Raw genomic sequence first — 16799 nt, 5'->3', positions numbered from 1 at the left:
ACTACTATTACAAATTCATTTCAGGAATATCTCCCTCAATAATCAATGTTCCTTCTGTTGCGTTTTGAATATCCTCTACAGATACACCAGGCGCACGTTCTAACAACTTAAAACCCTTATCTGTTACTTCTAGCACTGCTAGGTTAGTGACTACTTTTTTTACGCAACCAACACCTGTTAAAGGTAAACTACATTTTTTAAGTAATTTTGATTCGCCTGCTCTATTAGTATGCATCATAGCCACAATAATATTTTCGGCACTAGCTACTAAATCCATTGCACCCCCCATACCTTTAACCATTTTACCAGGTATTTTCCAATTGGCAATATCTCCATTTTCGGCAACTTCCATTGCTCCTAAAATAGTTAAATCTACATGTTGCCCACGTATCATTGCAAAGCTAGTCGCGCTATCAAAAAAGCTAGCACCAGGTAACGTTGTTATGGTTTGTTTACCTGCATTTATAATATCAGCATCTTCTTCGCCTTCAAAAGGAAAAGGCCCCATACCTAATACTCCGTTTTCAGATTGAAACTCTACTTCTATATCGTTACGTACATAATTAGCCACTAAAGTTGGGATTCCAATCCCTAAGTTAACGTAGTAACCATCTTGCACTTCCTGTGCAATACGTTTTGCTATTCCTGTTTTGTCAAGCATGTTATTTTCTTTTTGTAATTTCTGCTTAAGCAGAAAATTATTAAAATTTATTCTTTAGTACGAACCGTTCTTTGCTCGATTCTTTTCTCATATTTCTCACCTTGAAAAATACGCTGTACAAATATCCCTGGAATATGAATTTGATTTGGATCTAATTCGCCAACAGGCACTAAATGCTCTACCTCAGCGACTGTAATTTTTGCTGCTCCAGCCATACACGGGTTAAAATTTCTTGCAGTTCCTTTAAAAATTAAATTACCTGCAGCATCTCCTTTCCAAGCTTTTACAAAAGCAAAATCGGCTTTAAACGCATGCTCTAATACATACATTTTACCATCAAATTCTCTAGTTTCTTTTCCTTCTGCCACTTCTGTCCCATAACCTGCTGGTGTAAAAATAGCAGGAAAACCTGCTTGAGCAGCACGACAACGTTCTGCCAAAGTCCCTTGCGGAATTAACTCCACATCCAATTCTCCAGACAACATCTGTCTTTCAAACTCATCATTTTCTCCAACGTAAGAAGATACCATTTTTTTTATTTGCTTCTTTTGAAGCAATAAACCTAAACCAAAATCGTCCACTCCTGCATTATTTGAAATACAAGTCACGCCTTTAACATTAAGCTTTACAAGCTCTGCAATAGCATTTTCAGGAATACCGCTTAGCCCAAAACCACCTAGCATAAACGTCATATTATCCTGTACACCTTCTAGCGCATCTGAAACTGAATTAACTGTTTTTAGAATCATTATTTTTCTAATTTTTTGTGGTTTAAATTTAAGAAATAAAAAAGCCATTCTGTTATGAATGGCTTTTATTTTTTTAAACTAAAAAGGTAATTAAAACTCTAGTTCGTCTGGAATATCGTCTTCTGGTGATACTCCTTCTTCACCATCTCCTTCATCTGGATTATAATTCTCACAATCAACTTCAATACTTAAATCTTTAGGTTTGATAAAATCTGCTTTAGACACTTCTAAAGTTTCATCTTCATAGCAGCTCTTCATGTACATCCCCCAAATAGGAAGCGCCATAGATGCCCCTTGACCATAGGCTATCCCTTTAAAATGAACCGCTCTATCTTCTGCACCAACCCAAACACCAGTCACTAAATTTGGTACCATACCCATAAACCAACCATCTGATTGATTTTGAGTGGTCCCTGTTTTACCAGCTATTGGATTATTAAGCTCATATGGATATCCCGTAATAATTTCTTTATACATTGGTAAATTTGCACGCCACTTACCTCTTAAACGACCTCCTGAACCAGACTCTACCACACCTTGCATTAGCTTAACAGTTACATACGCCGACTCTTCGCTTAATACATCTTTAGTCTCTGGAACAAATTGATATAAAACGGTGTCGTTTTTATCCACTATTGTGGTTATCATAACCGGCTTAGTATAAACTCCTTGATTAGCAAATGCCGAATATGCACCTACCATTTCGTAAACACTAATATCTGGCGTCCCTAAAGCAATAGATGGTACTAATGGAATATCTGAAGTAATTCCTAAATTTTTAGCTAATTCTGCTACTGGTTGTGGACCAACCTTATCCATTAATCTAGCCGTAATTGTGTTAACAGAGTTTGCTAAAGCCTTCTTTAACGTTACCTCTCCATCATAATCACCACCATCATTTGTTGGTGTCCACGGTTCTGGATTACCATATTTGTTAGCCTCAATAGTTATTGGCGCTAATGGTAATTTATCGCATGGCGACATGTGTAATTGGTTAATAGCAGTTGCATAAACAAAAGGCTTAAATGTAGACCCCACTTGACGCTTCCCTTGTTTTACGTGATCATATTGGAAGTGTCTATAATTCATACCCCCAACCCATGCTTTAACATGTCCTGTTTGCGGATCCATACTCATCATTCCTGGATGTAAAAAAGACTTGTAATAACGCATAGAATCTATAGGCTTCATGATTGTATCAACCTCACTAGGCCTTCCATCTTTTTCCCATTTAAAAACCGTCATTTTCGTTGGTTCGTAAAAAGAAGCCTCAATCTCTTTAACGCTTTTACCCGCTTTTTTCAAGAGTCTCCAACGCTCTCCACGACGCATAGCTGTTTTTAAAAGCTTATCAATCTCGTCATTATCTAAATCTAAAAATGGCGTAGTCTTATTACGTTCTGGTGTGTTTTGCACAAAAAATTCTGCTTGCAATCTTGGCATATGCCTAGCAACCGCTAACTCTGCATATTTTTGCATACGCGAGTCTATAGTTGTGTAGATTTTTAAACCATCGCTATTTATATCATACTTACTTCCATCTGGCTTTCTGTTTTTTGGATCGTTCATCCAATCTTTCATAAAAGCTCTTAGATATTCTCTAAAATAAGTTGCAGTTCCTGTACGGTGTGTTTGCGGCGAAAACCTTAAATCTAATTCTGTTTTTTGTAACGAATCTTTTACTTCTTTAGAAATAAAACCATAATTTTCCATCTGGTACAATACCACATTTCGTCTATTTTTTACACCTACTGGATTTCTTGAAGGAATTGGATTGTAAAACGAAGAGTTTTTAAACATCCCAACTAACATTGCCGACTCTTTAATACTTAAATCTTTTGGCTCTTTGTTGAAATAAATATTTGAAGCAGAACGAATTCCGTCACCGTTATTACCAAAATCATAAATATTAAAATACTGTGCTATAATTTCTTCTTTAGTGTATTGACGTTCCAAACGAATTGCAATAACCCACTCTTTAGCTTTTTGAATAATACGCGTAAAAATATTAGTTGACCCTTCACCATGTAGCAATTGCTTTGCTAACTGCTGAGAAATTGTACTTGCACCACCACTTCCTGGCTTTAAAATTGCACGAAGCGTACCACGTCCATCAATACCAGAATGCTCATAATACCTTGCATCTTCAGTAGCTATTAAAGCTTCAACCAAATGGCTAGGCAGCTCATTAAAAGGCACAGGCGTCCTATTATCATTAAAATAAAACTTAGCCAATGTTTTTCCGTCAGACGAAATAATTTCTGTAGCTAAATTTGTTTTAGGGTTTTCCAATTGTGTGTGATCTGGTAATTTACCTAAAGCACCCCAAGATGCTAATAAAAAGAACAACACTATTGACAGTATACCTCCTAAAAATAATATCCAAAACCATCTGATATATTTTTCGAAACCTACTACTTCTGCTTTTTTTGCTTTTGCCATACTAACTTTTAATATCTCTTTTAAATATACACTTTGACTAAATTATGTCTGTGTGTGACACTATTTTACTCTGTTTTTTCTATTCTAAACCCAACATCTGTAATACCTTCTAGACTAACAACACCATTAACCTCTCCACTACCTCTCATAGCCTGTTGGATGCTTACAGTATACGTCCCGTCTTCGTTAAAAACAACCCCATCTTTATACCACAACTTGTTTTCTTTAACAGCAGACAAACCTTGACCTAGCCATTCGCCATTTTTCTCTGTCATTTTATATTCTAATGTATCCGTTACTGTTTTACCGTGAGGAAAATCCATTTGAACAATTAAATATAAATTATTGTATTTGTAAGCGTTGGTGTTTCTAACGTTTACAAACAAATTATACGGTTTAATAGAGTCTGGTGCGTTTATTTTAAACTGTACTACATCTTCTTTATTCCAAGAAGTAGAGACGCTTTTATACTCGTCAAAGACTGCTTTAGAATCGCAAGAAGACAATACAATCAAAAATAAAACAACTACAATTCTACTTACTCTCATTAGGTTTATTGTTATTGTTTTCTGGTTTCCTTTTGTTTGGTTTACGTTTTGGCCTAGGCTTAGGCTTTGCACTATTGGCTTGATTTTTAGCTTTTGGCGTATTGCTTTTATTAGCAGTATTCCCTTTACTAGCATTCGTGTTGTTATTTTTAGCCTCAACCTTGTTCTGAACCGGCTTTTTATTTCGGCTTCTATTGTTTTTACGTTTTTTATTGCCTTTTGGACTATCAAAACGTGTTAAACTATCTTGACCAACTACATTTTCAAACTCTGTTTTCTCGTCTTCTACCAAGTCAACCGCGTATTCTTCAAGGCTTGCAACTTTTTCTCTTTTTTTATTAATTGCAATAATTTCGCTAGCTTGATCTGTAGTAATTAGGTGCCAATTCATCCATTCTCCTTCATAAGCATACCACATATGCCCTTTAAAAATGTCTGTTTTTTGACAAACTGCAGTTCCTTTTTCTGTATATAATTTGGTGTCTGCTTTTGGGAATGCTTTTAAGGCATCTAAATACGAATCCAACTCGTAATTTAAACAGCATTTTAGTTTACCGCATTGCCCTGCTAATTTTTGAGGATTAAGTGATAATTGTTGGTAACGTGCGGCACTTGTACTTACAGATCTAAAATCTGTTAACCAAGTAGAACAACATAGTTCGCGACCACAAGAACCAATACCACCAAGTCTAGACGCTTCCTGGCGGAAACCGACTTGTTTCATTTCTATACGTATTCTAAACTCTCTTGCGTATATTTTAATAAGCTCTCTAAAATCCACGCGCTCTTCAGCTGTGTAATAAAAGGTTGCTTTACTACTATCACCTTGAAACTCTATATCAGAGATTTTCATCTGAAGTTTTAAATCGATAGCAAATTGACGTGCTTTAACCTTCATAGGCTCTTCCTTGTCACGTGCTTCGCTCCAGATATCTATATCTTTTTGAGAGGCTTTACGATAGATTTTTAAAATATCGTTTTTAGTATCTATTCGTTTACGTTTTATTTGAACACGCACTAATTCGCCCGTAAGGGTAACCATACCAATATCATGTCCTGATTGCGCCTGAGTGGCAACAATATCTCCGATACTTAAGGTTAAATTTTCTGCGTTATGATAATAATGTTTACGTCCGTTTTTAAAACGAACCTCCACCCAATCAAATGGTTTTTCGCCATTTGGAACAGACATATTTGCTAACCAATCAAAAACGGTTAATTTATTGCAACTATCTGTACCACATGTTCCGTTATTTTTACAACCTTTTGGTTGTCCGTCTTTTCCTGTAGCGCAACTTTGACAAGCCATACTATTTATGTGTATATATTGAATCTTAAGGTGTTACCCTAAAGATGAAGATTAATAATTAGTTGTTTCTGCGTAAGCAAACCTCAACTCTTGCTAATTTGTAAAGATAAGATTATTTGTCTGACTTTAAAACATAAAAAAAACGATAGTAATTATCGTGTTTTTAAAAGTTTTATACTTTTCTAAAAAAACAATTAATTACATCTATTTTGTTATAAAGACTTAATTTTTAAGTCAATTGCGGTTTTAACCACAGTGACAACTTGGCAAAAGACCTCTTTTTCGATAAACTGCAGGATTTATTAAAAAATAGTTTTGTCAAGTCGTTTTTTTTTTTTGAATTTTAAACCCTATTACAATAATTTAATTCGTAACTAAAATTTATTTAATTCAAAATGAAAAAATCAAAACAAATTTTTAAACTATTTTTATCAACATTCGCCATTTTATTATTAAAGGGAATAAGCCTATAGCTGAAACCGAAACCGTAAACAGATTTGATAATAATGGATTAAATGATAAATCTGACGCCTTCCGACATGCTTTTTTTAATGCTTTAAATGCTGCTGAAATAGGAAAAAGATTAGCTAAGCGCTTTGCTAATGCTCACGAAACAGAAACTCCTGAAATTTTAATAATAGAAAAAGAGATGGATTTATTTAATAATGAAGTAGGTTTAAATATCGGTGATGAAGCTGGATTTTTTGCTTCAAATGAAGAATTGTCAAATCTAGTCTACCAAACTCATTTAGAAGGAAATATACTATATTTAAATCCTTTAGACTTTTCTCTTTCTCCAAGATATGATATTAACAATGATGGTGTGCAAGATTGCCTAAATTGCCTGAACGGTATCATATCTTTAACGCAACTTATTGCAACCGATTTACCTTAAATTATGAATCATAAAATTTTAACAATAGTACTAATAATATTATGTTTTTTTTCTTGTAATATAAAACAAGACAAAAAACATAATATTATTAAAACAATTAAGTTTGAAAATATTAGTCAAGAAAAATGTTTTTTCTTTCATAAAAAGAATAATGACACTTTATTTTTTGAAAGAAAAATTTCAATTATTGAAAATAATATTTCAGATACAATTTTAATAGGTCATTCTATTTTATTACCTAAGCAAATTGGTCTGATTAGTTATACTAAATTTAAAGATAGAAATGATATGGCTCTTGATTTGAGATATGAGAACCCTAAATCTGATAGATTATGTATTAAGCCTTATGGTAAAAATAAAAGTGTTAATGGAAAATTAAAAATTGAATTTAGTTTTTAGTTCCGGATATTATATTGCAGGAATTTCTTTCTGGAATAACCCACTAACTTTAGAATCAAATGATGGACATCATGGTTTGAGTGATATCACCAATATCACCTACAAACTTTTAATGCCTATACACTAATGAAAAAACTATTATTTATTGGAATTTTATTATTCATTTAGTGTAAATACGGAGTAGATTTTAATTTATCAAATAACACGAAATCAAAAATGGGTTTAATAATCTAATTATAAAAAACATTAAAAGAGACAATAAAGGACTCTTTAATGATAGATGAATATATTAAAGTTGCTAAAACAGTTTATTCAAATAATGTTATGGAGTTTAGCCCCGGTGGAATTTACACTCAAAAAACAGAGTCCAAAATTACGCAGTATGGGAAATATAAAACCAACCTCTTAGATAAAAAAATTAATATTACTCTTAAAGATGATATTAATTTTGAAATGGAATATAAATTTGAGAACGCTCTTTTATATTTATGATAGACAAACTAAATTTATACTTAAAAAATTATAATAAAAAAAACGCCAGCTTTTTAGTTGGCGTTTTTTTATTCTATTCTTTTTTAAAAGTCTCAAATATATTACGTAAATCCTTTTTATACGGTAAATGATCTGCACGTCCTTTTTTAAAGATATCATTACTATTACCTTGCCCTTTTCTTAATTCTTTCTGCTCTTCAAAAGGCAATGCGTGTATTTCTTTACAGGTTGTAGAACAACAATTATCCATTTCTGCTTTACAATTATCACATTGGATAAATAATAAATGACAGGCATCATTGGCACAGTTAACATGTGCATCGCATGACGTACCGCATTGGTGGCATTTAGCAATAACATCGTCACTGATTTTTTCTGAGCGACGCTCGTCAAAAACAAAGTTTTTACCGATAAATTTATTGTCAATACCTTCTTCATTTACCTGTCTAGTGTATTCAATAATACCACCTTCTAACTGATACACGTTTTTAAAACCTTTGTGTTTGTAATAGGCACTTGCTTTTTCGCAACGTATACCGCCTGTACAATACATTAGCAGGTTTTTTTCCTCTTTATGTTCTCTTAAATCCGCTTCAATAATATCTAAAGATTCTCTAAACGTGTCTACATCTGGTGTTACTGCACCATCAAAATGTCCAATTTCGCTTTCGTAATGATTACGCATATCCACACACACCGTGTTTGGATTAGCTAACATCTCATTAAAGTCTTTTGCTGATAAATGTACCCCTTTGTTGGTAACATCAAACGTGTCATCATTTAAACCGTCCGCTACTATTTTATCACGAACTTTGACTTTAAGCTTTAAAAAAGACATGTTGTCTTGCTCTACAGCAATGTTAAGTCTAACATCTTTTAAAAAATCAATACTATCTAAATGGATTTTAAAAGCGTCAAAACTATCTGCCGGTAAAGACAATTGGGCATTAATCCCTTCCGTTGCGATATATATACGTCCTAAAACGTCTAGACTATCCCATTTGATAAATAGTTGATCTCTTAATTCTTGTGGATTGCTAATGCGAGCATACTGATAAAAAGACAACGTCAAACGGTCTTTCCCAGCTTTTTCAATAAGTTCTGCTCTTTCAATAGCGCTTAATTTGTTGTACAGTTGCATGCTATACTTAGTTTTAAGTGTTAATAAAAAGTTTTTGCAAAGGTATTGTTTTTGTTGAAATAAGCAAGTTGTTAACCACTTATAGCCATTTAAAACACGACATCAAATATCTTATTTTAATAAAAAAGGGCCAAAAAAAAGTCCTTTACGCTTTGCAAAGGACTTTTAATAGACTAACTCGTTATTACTATTTAATTTAATGTATTAAACAATATCCCGAGCTAACCTCCATCGGCTTTACAGCTGCTGTTAATAAAAATAGCAACTGAAACGCCTAATGTTTTTGTGTGTACTAACTTTTTTAAATATTTCATACCCTTAAAATTTAAAGGATTAACATTTTTAAAAGCGGATTAAATTTTCTTTTTCATAGCATATCTTTTCCACTTCAATAAGTAGATGCAAAAACTTTAAAAAGGTTGCGTGAGAAAATTAAAATTCTTTAAAAAAGTAGTATTTTAGCATAGAAAAATTTTTTTAATAAAACTTGACGTATGAGTAAAGAGAAAGAAGCAAAGCTAAAAGCATTACAATTAACCTTAGACAAATTAGACAAAGCCTACGGAAAAGGTACGGTAATGAAAATGAGTGATGCTGCTGTTGTTGATGTAGAGGCTATCCCATCGGGATCTTTAGGTTTAGATATTGCATTAGGAGTTGGTGGTTACCCAAGAGGTAGAGTTATAGAAATATATGGTCCAGAATCTTCTGGAAAAACAACATTAACGCTTCATGCCATTGCAGAAGCACAAAAAGCTGGAGGTATTGCTGCATTTATTGATGCAGAACATGCTTTTGATAGATTTTATGCTGAAAAATTAGGTGTTGATATTGATAATCTTATTATTTCTCAGCCTGATAACGGAGAGCAAGCTTTAGAAATTGCTGACAATTTAATTAGATCGGGTGCAATTGATATTGTTGTAGTCGATTCTGTTGCTGCATTAACTCCAAAAGCAGAGATTGAAGGCGAAATGGGTGACTCTAAAATGGGATTACACGCACGTTTAATGTCTCAAGCCTTAAGAAAGTTAACTGCCTCTATTAGCAAAACTAATTGTACAGTAATATTTATTAACCAATTACGTGAAAAAATTGGTGTAATGTTTGGTAATCCAGAAACAACAACGGGTGGTAACGCTTTAAAGTTTTATGCTTCTGTAAGATTAGATATTAGAAGATCTACACAAATCAAGGATAGTAACGGAGCTGTATTAGGTAATAAAACTAGAGTAAAAGTTGTAAAAAACAAAGTTGCTCCACCTTTTAGAATGGCAGAATTTGACATCATGTATGGAGAAGGTGTTAGTAAAGTAGGTGAAATATTAGATGTTGCTGTAGAAAAAGAAATCATTAAAAAAAGTGGTTCATGGTTTAGTTACGGAGAGACCAAATTAGGTCAAGGACGTGATGCTGTTAAACTAATTATAAAAGACAATCCAGAACTGTTTGACGAGCTGGAAGAAAAAATTAAAATAGCTATTAAAGAAAGTATCTAAAATTAAAAATCCCGATTATATCGGGATTTTTTTTGGTTTAAGACGCAACCTTTTAATAATTTAAGCATCTATTTAATAACAAATATTTAGTTTACAAAAAATGAAAAAGCTTTTAACCGCTTTGACAATGTTAATTGTCTTGTCCTGTAGCTTAGATGACCAAGAGCAAAATATGCACCTAGAGACCCTACCAATAGATAGTGCCTCCATGCCTGAATACTTCCAAGAAGGACAAACTTATCAAATAGACTTAAATTACACAAAACCAACAACGTGTCACTCCTTTTACGACTTATATTATGTCAAGGATGGCAATACTAGAACTGTTGCAGTTATTAACTCTGTGCTTGATAATACCAGCTGCGAAACGGTTGATTTAGAAATGGAAAAGTCGTTTAATTTTGTAGTTAACAATTCCGAAACCTATGTTTTTAAATTTTGGCAAGGAGAAGATGATGAAGGAAATGATATTTATTTAACCATGGAAATACCTGTACAATAATAAAATACTAATTAATACGATATCCAAAATTGGGTTTAGACCAACTCATACACAACTGCAAGTCCAATGATACTAAAGCACAAAGCGATTTATATAAGCTTTTTTCAAGCAAATTATTTTCGGTTAGCTTAAAGTATTCAAGCTCCTATGCCGAAGCTGAAGACAATTTGCAGGATGCATTTATTACTATTTTCAAAAAAATAAAACAATATAAAAATAAAGGTAGTTTTGAAGGTTGGCTGAAGCGAATTACTATAAACACCGCTTTACAACGTTATAGAAGTCAAAAGGTTTTTGAAATAATTAACGAAGAAGCTATAGTAGACGAAGAAATAGATATAGATGATGATGCTGTTAGTATTGATTATCTGTTGCAATACATACAAGAATTACCAGATAGATACCGGCTAGTATTTAACCTTTATGTTTTAGATGGTTATTCACATAAAGAAATCGCAGAACTACTATCCATAACCACCGGAACCACAAAATCTAACTTGGCAAGAGCTAGACAATTATTAAAAGAGAAAATATTAGCACACAAAATGGGATTAAACTCTCAATCACTATAAATGAGTAACAAAAAGAACATAGATAGACTATTTCAGGAAAAGTTTAAAGACTTTGATGTTAAACCAGACCCAAAAGTTTGGCAAAAAATTCAATCTGAATTAAACGAAGAACAGGAAGACAAACCAGTGTTTATCCTTCCATTTTGGTTAAAATTATCGGGTATTGCTGCCAGCGCATTATTACTAATGTTTATTGGAAAAAGCATTTTTAATACAGACCAAAATACAATTACACCAACTGTAGTAAATACTGAAAAATTAAACAAAACAAAGAGTAAAGAAGAAATAGATCAAACGCTAAATACTACTCTTGACGACAAAATAAAAACTAGTCAAGACGACTCAAAAACTTATAAAACTGCAGTTTCAAAAACAATAACAACACCCAAATCTACAGACAAAAATAAATTACCTACAGATCAAAAAGTTAGCAATAATACTAATAGCGTAAGTAGTCGTGCGGTTAAAAAATCTTCTTATAACAACAACAATAGCTTAAAGGCTGCACAAAACTCAAACCCGTCGACACAAAGTGAAGCAAAAAACACTTACGCAACAACGGTAAAAAATTCAACAAAACCAACTACAGTTATTCGTGAAAACACAACAAAAACAGAAAACCAAAGTAACACGGTTATAACTCAAAATACAACTAAGACACTACTTAACAACAAAGAAAGTATTGTATCAAACACTACTGTATCCGAAACTCCAACACAAACGATTACCGATACATTAAAAACACAAAAACCATCTATTGAAGATGCTATTGCAGAAAACATTGCAAAGGAAGACGACGTTGATACCGAAGAAAAAAATAGTAATAAATGGGTTGTTAACGCCAATATTGCTCCTGTGTATTATAACATTATGGGAGAAGGGTCCCACTTAGATGAACAATTTAACGACAATAACAAATCTGGTGAAATCAATTCTAGTTATGGTGTTAAAGTTGGGTATGCCTTAAACAAAAAACTAACTATTAGATCAGGTGTTAACCGTCTTAACCTTAGTTATGATACGGACGACATTATTGTTTACGAAAAATTTAGTTCGTCAAACAGCATAACCTCAATAGGTAACGAATCAAATTTAAAAAATGTTAATTTCGTTTCCATACCTTCTGGACAACAATTAAGTATGATTAGCGCGAGCAACGTAAACACAATGGAAGTAAGTAGAAGCCTTAATGCTGCTATAAGTCAGCGCATGAGCTATTACGAGATTCCGTTAGAATTAGAATATAAATTACTTGACAAGCGTTTTGGATTACATCTAATAGGCGGATTAAGTACTTTTGTTTTAAATGACAACCAAGTGGTTTCTGAATTAAATGGATCAAATGTTAAAATTGGAGAAGCCAACAACATCAATCCCGTTAGTTTTAGCACCAATATAGGAATTGGACTAAATTTTAGGTTTAGTGATGCAGTGATTTTTAATGTAGAGCCAACATTTAAATATCAGCTAAATACGTTTAACAATACCTCAGGCGACTTTAACCCTTACATTATTGGTTTATATACCGGGTTAAATTATAGATTTTAATTTTTAAGTGCCCTATATTTAGGGAAGTATATTGAAAAGCTGCTCTGTGCCAAGAGTGGCTTTTCTATTTTTGGAACGCTTTTAGTTGCTCTAAAATAACTTGTCTAGACTTATAGTTTAAAGCTCTAGTATCTTCTTTGGCTAAACCTTCTGTTGGAATAAAATGATGCATCTTTGCTCGCATAACACCTGGTCCTCCGCTAAAAAAAGTATATGAAAAACGTTTTTTATTATCAGCAAAAGTAATTGGTACTATTGGCGTATTGTGGTTTATCGCTAAACGGAAAGCACCGTCTTTAAATTCTCCTAATAAAATCTCCTCATCAGGAACAAGACCTTCAGGAAAAATACAAATACTCAATCCTTGTTTTAAACGTTTTTGAGCTCTTAAAAATACAGCTTGTCTACTTTGCGCACTGCTGCGATCTACTAAAATACAGGTTCTTTTATAGAAAAACCCAAACAATGGTATTTTAGACAACTCTGCTTTACCAACAAATACAAATGGATTTTTGGCGGTAACTAACATCAACATAATATCTACCATAGAGGTATGATTAGCTATAAACATATAACTTTTATTAGCTTCTGGTTTCTGAAGATATTCAGTCTTTGTAACAAACCCCATACCAATTAAAATAAATCTAGCCCAAATACGTGCTAACTTAAAAAAATAAGGATACCAAGATTCTTTTAAAATAGAAACTAACAAAAACGGGAACATGATAATAATTGGTAATGCTACTAAGATGTAGAACCAAATACGGTATAATGTCCAAAAAATATATTTAAATACAATCATTATACGTCAAAACTAACTAAATTAATTGAGGTATTCTACTAAAAAAATTACCTTTGCTACTTAGAACATATTTATAATTATGCCAAGAATACTCACAGGAATACAAAGCACAGGAACACCACATTTTGGAAACATCATGGGCGCGTTACGTCCTGCAATAGCATTATCTAATGATGCTAAAAACGAATCGTTTTTATTTATTGCAGACATGCATTCTTTAACTCAAATTAAAGACGCTGAGACACTTAGAAACAACACCTACTCTACTGCTGCAACCTGGCTTGCATTAGGATTAGATATAGAAAAAACAGTGTTTTATAGACAAAGTGATATTCCTCAAACTACTGAATTATCTTGGTATTTAAGTTGCTTTTTTCCTTTTCAACGTTTGACTTTAGCGCATAGTTTTAAAGACAAAGCGGACCGTTTAGAAGATGTAAATGTTGGATTGTTTACCTATCCAATGCTAATGGCTGCAGATATCTTGTTATATGATGCAAATATAATTCCTGTTGGAAAAGACCAATTACAGCATATAGAAATGACACGTGATGTTGCATCAAGATTTCATGCCAAATTAGGAGAAACTTTTGTAATCCCAGAAGGTAAAATCCAAGAAAGCAACATGCTTATTCCTGGTACGGATGGTGCTAAAATGAGTAAAAGTAAAGGAAACACTATTAACATCTTTTTACCAGAAAAAAAATTACGAAAACAAATAATGTCTATCGAAACGGATAGTACAGCTCTAGAAGATCCAAAAGATTGGTCTACATGTAACTGTTTTGCTTTATATAAATTATTAGCTTCTGAGAGCGAAATAGCAACTATGAAAGCTAATTACGAAAACGGTAATTACGGCTATGGGCATGCTAAACAAGCGTTATACGAATTAATCTTGGTTACTTTTGAAACTGAGCGTGAACGCTACAACCATTACATGTCTAATTTAAACGAAATAGATGACGCCTTAGCAAAAGGGGCTGAAAAAGCTAAAAAAGTAGCTAACGACGTTTTAGTTAGAGTAAGAGAAAAACTTGGGTATTAATTTTAGGACCTAAATAACCTCAAACAACTTACCAGGAAGTGGTCTAATCACCCCTTTTAATTCCATATTAAGTAAAATGCCAGCTAATTTATACGTTGGCATTTTGCAATTAATAGCAATAGTATCCAACAGTTCCTTTTCTTTATCTTTTAGATAATTGTAAACCAATTTTTCATCAGGTTCCAACGCGATAAATAACTGTTTTTGCACTGGTGCTTTTTGCAAGTTCTCTAATTGCCAATTTAAGATATAAGGGACATCTAATGGTGTAGACAACAAATGGGCACGTTGCTGTTTTATTAAGTTATTACAACCAATACTTTGACTATCTGTAACACGTCCTGGCACAGCAAAAACGTCTCTATTATAAGAGTTTGCAATGTCTGCAGTAACTAGACTCCCGCCTTTTTCGGCAGACTCAATAACAATGGTTGCCTGACTTATTCCGGCTATAATGCGGTTTCGTTTTAAAAAATTATTCCGATCAAAATTATCGCTACTCCAAAAATCAGTAAAAAAACCACCGTTATTTTCTACTTCTGCGACATACTTTTTATGCACTTTAGGATAAATTTGATTTAAACCATGTGCTAAACACCCTATAGTTTGTAAATTATTTTTTACCGCAGCTTTGTGCGCGGTTATATCCGTACCGTAAGCAAAACCAGAAACAATAATAGGCTTATAAATAGCCAATTCTTCTACTAGTTTTTCGCAAAAAGCAATCCCCGATGTTGTTATTTTTCTTGCACCAACAATACTTATAATATGTTTGTTATTTAAATTAATGTTTCCGCTTTCAAATAATACTAATGGACTATCAATACAATGCTTTAAATTTTCAGGATAGGTTTCGTCTGTAAAATGATGATGTTTTATGTTTTCATCCTTAATAAACTTTAACTCATTATCTGCTGCTTCCAAATGATTAGATTGGTAGAGTTCACTTAAAATAATTTCGCCTATACCATCAATTTTTAATAGGTTTTGTTTTTTTTCTTTAAAGACACCTTCTGCACTTCCGCAATGGTTAATTAGCTTTTTTGCTGTTGTATCTCCTATTTTAGAAACGTGTTGTAGGGCTAAATTGTACCGTAATTGATCGTCATTCATTGTTTATTGCACTGATTTTGAATCTACAAGAAAAGAAATTTAACTCTGTTAATAACTAATACCGTCAAAATTTTATTGGTTTTCAAAATTTTCTAACTTTGTTTCTATGCAATTAGAACATTACATAAGCGATTTACTATACAGATATGACTGTGTTACGATTCCAGAATTTGGGTCGTTTTTAACACAACGTCAATCTGCGCAAGTACATGATAATACCAATGCGTTTTATCCACCAAAAAAAACCTTGTCTTTTAACGAACAAATACAAACTAACGATGGGTTGTTAGTACGTTACATAGCAGATGTTGAAAAAATACCTTTTGAAACTGCTTTACAAAACTTATCTAAACGTGTTAAGTCTTTAAAGTCTTATTTAACGGAAGGTGAAACATTAAGTTTTGAAAACATTGGTGATTTAGTATTTAATGAAGCAGGTAAAATAGAGTTTAGCCCATCATACCATCTTAATTATTTAACGGATGCTTTTGGTTTATCTCAATTTGTATCTCCTGCAGTTACTAGAGAAGTTTACAAAGAAGAAGTAGAAGCTATTGAAAAAGTTATACCACTTACTGTAACTCCAGAAAAACGTAATAACAGATCATATTTAAAATATGCAGCTGTAGCAGTTGTAGCTTTAGGGTTATTTGGTTTTGGCTTTAACAACCATATTAATAGTGTAGACCAACATAATCAAATGGCGCAAGAAGAAGCTAACGCGCAATTAGACAGTAAAATACAAGAAGCTACTTTTGTAATTAGCAATCCATTACCTGCTATAACATTACATGTAAACAAGCAAAGTGGTAATTACCATATTGTAGCTGGTGCATTTAGAGAAGAAGAAAACTCTGATAAAAAAGTAGCACAATTACAAGACGAAGGATTTAAAGCACGTAAGATAGGTAAAAACAGACATGGACTACACCAAGTAGCTTATGCCAGTTATACGTCTAGAGAAGATGCTTTTAAAGCTTTAAACAGTATTAGAAAAGAACAAAACAAAGATGCTTGGTTGCTTATTAAAGCAATAGACTAAACGAAGCCCTTATTTTATATAAAAAACCTCAAAGATT

16 protein-coding genes are annotated in these 16799 nt (G+C 32.8%); 8 read left to right on the top strand and 8 right to left on the bottom strand.

Annotated features, from left to right (window positions below; translation table 11 throughout):
• Nucleotides 1-7: 7 nt before the first annotated feature.
• The 5 genes from CXF54_RS06025 to CXF54_RS06005 form a co-directional block, all read right to left on the bottom strand.
• Complete coding sequence (locus tag CXF54_RS06025; RefSeq protein WP_101202851.1) at nucleotides 8-661, bottom strand: CoA transferase subunit B; 654 nt, start codon at nucleotides 659-661, stop codon at nucleotides 8-10.
• Nucleotides 662-708: 47 nt separating this feature from the next.
• Nucleotides 709-1410 carry a CoA transferase subunit A gene (locus tag CXF54_RS06020; protein WP_090837387.1) on the bottom strand — a complete coding sequence of 234 codons (702 nt, stop codon included), beginning with the start codon at nucleotides 1408-1410 and terminating at the stop codon, nucleotides 709-711.
• Nucleotides 1411-1500: 90 nt separating this feature from the next.
• Nucleotides 1501-3852: a penicillin-binding protein 1A gene (locus CXF54_RS06015; protein WP_101202850.1), complete on the bottom strand. Its 2352-nt coding sequence runs from the start codon at nucleotides 3850-3852 to the stop codon at nucleotides 1501-1503.
• A gap of 65 nt (nucleotides 3853-3917) precedes the next feature.
• Nucleotides 3918-4400, bottom strand: coding sequence for a gliding motility lipoprotein GldH (locus CXF54_RS06010; RefSeq protein ID WP_101202849.1), 483 nt, complete (start codon nucleotides 4398-4400; stop codon nucleotides 3918-3920).
• Nucleotides 4387-5709, bottom strand: a complete 1323-nt coding sequence (locus tag CXF54_RS06005) for a stage 0 sporulation family protein (RefSeq protein ID WP_101202848.1) — start codon at nucleotides 5707-5709, stop codon at nucleotides 4387-4389. The genes CXF54_RS06010 and CXF54_RS06005 overlap by 14 nt, the downstream gene beginning before the upstream one ends.
• A 424-nt stretch (nucleotides 5710-6133) precedes the next feature.
• Here CXF54_RS06005 and CXF54_RS15925 point away from each other — a divergent pair, with 424 nt between their 5' ends.
• On the top strand, nucleotides 6134-6604 hold the full coding sequence (locus tag CXF54_RS15925) for a DUF6973 domain-containing protein (RefSeq protein WP_410503939.1): 471 nt from the start codon (nucleotides 6134-6136) through the stop codon (nucleotides 6602-6604).
• Nucleotides 6605-6607: 3 nt separating this feature from the next.
• Entirely contained in the window at nucleotides 6608-7003 is a 396-nt protein-coding gene (locus tag CXF54_RS05995) for a hypothetical protein (RefSeq protein WP_101202846.1), read from the top strand.
• A gap of 565 nt (nucleotides 7004-7568) precedes the next feature.
• Here the strand turns inward: CXF54_RS05995 and CXF54_RS05985 are convergent.
• Entirely contained in the window at nucleotides 7569-8636 is a 1068-nt protein-coding gene (locus tag CXF54_RS05985; protein ID WP_101202844.1) for a rhodanese-related sulfurtransferase, read from the bottom strand.
• A gap of 494 nt (nucleotides 8637-9130) precedes the next feature.
• Here CXF54_RS05985 and recA point away from each other — a divergent pair, with 494 nt between their 5' ends.
• The 4 genes from recA to CXF54_RS05965 all read left to right on the top strand — a co-directional run bounded on the left by recA (nucleotide 9131) and on the right by CXF54_RS05965 (nucleotide 12757).
• Complete coding sequence (gene recA, locus CXF54_RS05980) at nucleotides 9131-10135, top strand: recombinase RecA (RefSeq protein WP_090837275.1); 1005 nt, start codon at nucleotides 9131-9133, stop codon at nucleotides 10133-10135.
• 100 nt (nucleotides 10136-10235) lie between these two features.
• A complete protein-coding gene (locus tag CXF54_RS05975; RefSeq protein ID WP_090837274.1) occupies nucleotides 10236-10637 on the top strand; it encodes a hypothetical protein in 402 nt (133 codons plus the stop codon).
• Between the two features lie 29 nt (nucleotides 10638-10666).
• Nucleotides 10667-11209 carry an RNA polymerase sigma factor gene (locus CXF54_RS05970; RefSeq protein WP_090837272.1) on the top strand — a complete coding sequence of 181 codons (543 nt, stop codon included), beginning with the start codon at nucleotides 10667-10669 and terminating at the stop codon, nucleotides 11207-11209.
• On the top strand, nucleotides 11210-12757 hold the full coding sequence (locus CXF54_RS05965; protein WP_101202843.1) for a hypothetical protein: 1548 nt from the start codon (nucleotides 11210-11212) through the stop codon (nucleotides 12755-12757). It abuts the gene before it with no gap.
• A 64-nt stretch (nucleotides 12758-12821) separates the two neighbouring features.
• Here the strand turns inward: CXF54_RS05965 and CXF54_RS05960 are convergent, their stop codons facing one another.
• Nucleotides 12822-13559, bottom strand: a complete 738-nt coding sequence (locus tag CXF54_RS05960) for a lysophospholipid acyltransferase family protein (protein ID WP_101202842.1) — start codon at nucleotides 13557-13559, stop codon at nucleotides 12822-12824.
• Between the two features lie 79 nt (nucleotides 13560-13638).
• On the opposite strand from CXF54_RS05960, the gene trpS reads away from it, so the two are divergent.
• Nucleotides 13639-14607, top strand: a complete 969-nt coding sequence (gene trpS, locus CXF54_RS05955; protein ID WP_090837266.1) for a tryptophan--tRNA ligase — start codon at nucleotides 13639-13641, stop codon at nucleotides 14605-14607.
• A gap of 9 nt (nucleotides 14608-14616) precedes the next feature.
• On the opposite strand, the gene dprA is transcribed toward trpS, so the two are convergent.
• Entirely contained in the window at nucleotides 14617-15720 is a 1104-nt protein-coding gene (gene dprA, locus CXF54_RS05950) for a DNA-processing protein DprA (protein ID WP_090837265.1), read from the bottom strand.
• Nucleotides 15721-15826: 106 nt separating this feature from the next.
• Between dprA and CXF54_RS05945 the strand changes: the two genes are divergently transcribed.
• Complete coding sequence (locus tag CXF54_RS05945; RefSeq protein WP_101202841.1) at nucleotides 15827-16762, top strand: SPOR domain-containing protein; 936 nt, start codon at nucleotides 15827-15829, stop codon at nucleotides 16760-16762.
• The last annotated feature ends 37 nt before the right edge of the window (nucleotides 16763-16799 follow it).

It is taken from the genome of Olleya sp. 1-3 (genome assembly GCF_002836085.1).
GTDB lineage: Bacteria > Bacteroidota > Bacteroidia > Flavobacteriales > Flavobacteriaceae > Olleya > Olleya namhaensis.
This window is presented reverse-complemented; position numbering and strand designations above follow the sequence as displayed.

Bases quoted from the DNA above. Each gene is read 5' to 3' on its own strand.
- CXF54_RS06025 (WP_101202851.1), bottom strand. From the start codon at position 661: ATGCTTGACAAAACAGGAATAGCAAAACGTATTGCACAGGAAGTGCAA.
- CXF54_RS06020 (WP_090837387.1), bottom strand. From the start codon at position 1,410: ATGATTCTAAAAACAGTTAATTCAGTTTCAGATGCGCTAGAAGGTGTA.
- CXF54_RS06015 (WP_101202850.1), bottom strand. From the start codon at position 3,852: ATGGCAAAAGCAAAAAAAGCAGAAGTAGTAGGTTTCGAAAAATATATC.
- CXF54_RS06010 (WP_101202849.1), bottom strand. From the start codon at position 4,400: ATGAGAGTAAGTAGAATTGTAGTTGTTTTATTTTTGATTGTATTGTCT.
- CXF54_RS06005 (WP_101202848.1), bottom strand. From the start codon at position 5,709: ATGGCTTGTCAAAGTTGCGCTACAGGAAAAGACGGACAACCAAAAGGT.
- CXF54_RS05995 (WP_101202846.1), top strand. From the start codon at position 6,608: ATGAATCATAAAATTTTAACAATAGTACTAATAATATTATGTTTTTTT.
- CXF54_RS05985 (WP_101202844.1), bottom strand. From the start codon at position 8,636: ATGCAACTGTACAACAAATTAAGCGCTATTGAAAGAGCAGAACTTATT.
- recA (WP_090837275.1), top strand. From the start codon at position 9,131: ATGAGTAAAGAGAAAGAAGCAAAGCTAAAAGCATTACAATTAACCTTA.
- CXF54_RS05975 (WP_090837274.1), top strand. From the start codon at position 10,236: ATGAAAAAGCTTTTAACCGCTTTGACAATGTTAATTGTCTTGTCCTGT.
- CXF54_RS05965 (WP_101202843.1), top strand. From the start codon at position 11,210: ATGAGTAACAAAAAGAACATAGATAGACTATTTCAGGAAAAGTTTAAA.
- CXF54_RS05960 (WP_101202842.1), bottom strand. From the start codon at position 13,559: ATGATTGTATTTAAATATATTTTTTGGACATTATACCGTATTTGGTTC.
- trpS (WP_090837266.1), top strand. From the start codon at position 13,639: ATGCCAAGAATACTCACAGGAATACAAAGCACAGGAACACCACATTTT.
- dprA (WP_090837265.1), bottom strand. From the start codon at position 15,720: ATGAATGACGATCAATTACGGTACAATTTAGCCCTACAACACGTTTCT.
- CXF54_RS05945 (WP_101202841.1), top strand. From the start codon at position 15,827: ATGCAATTAGAACATTACATAAGCGATTTACTATACAGATATGACTGT.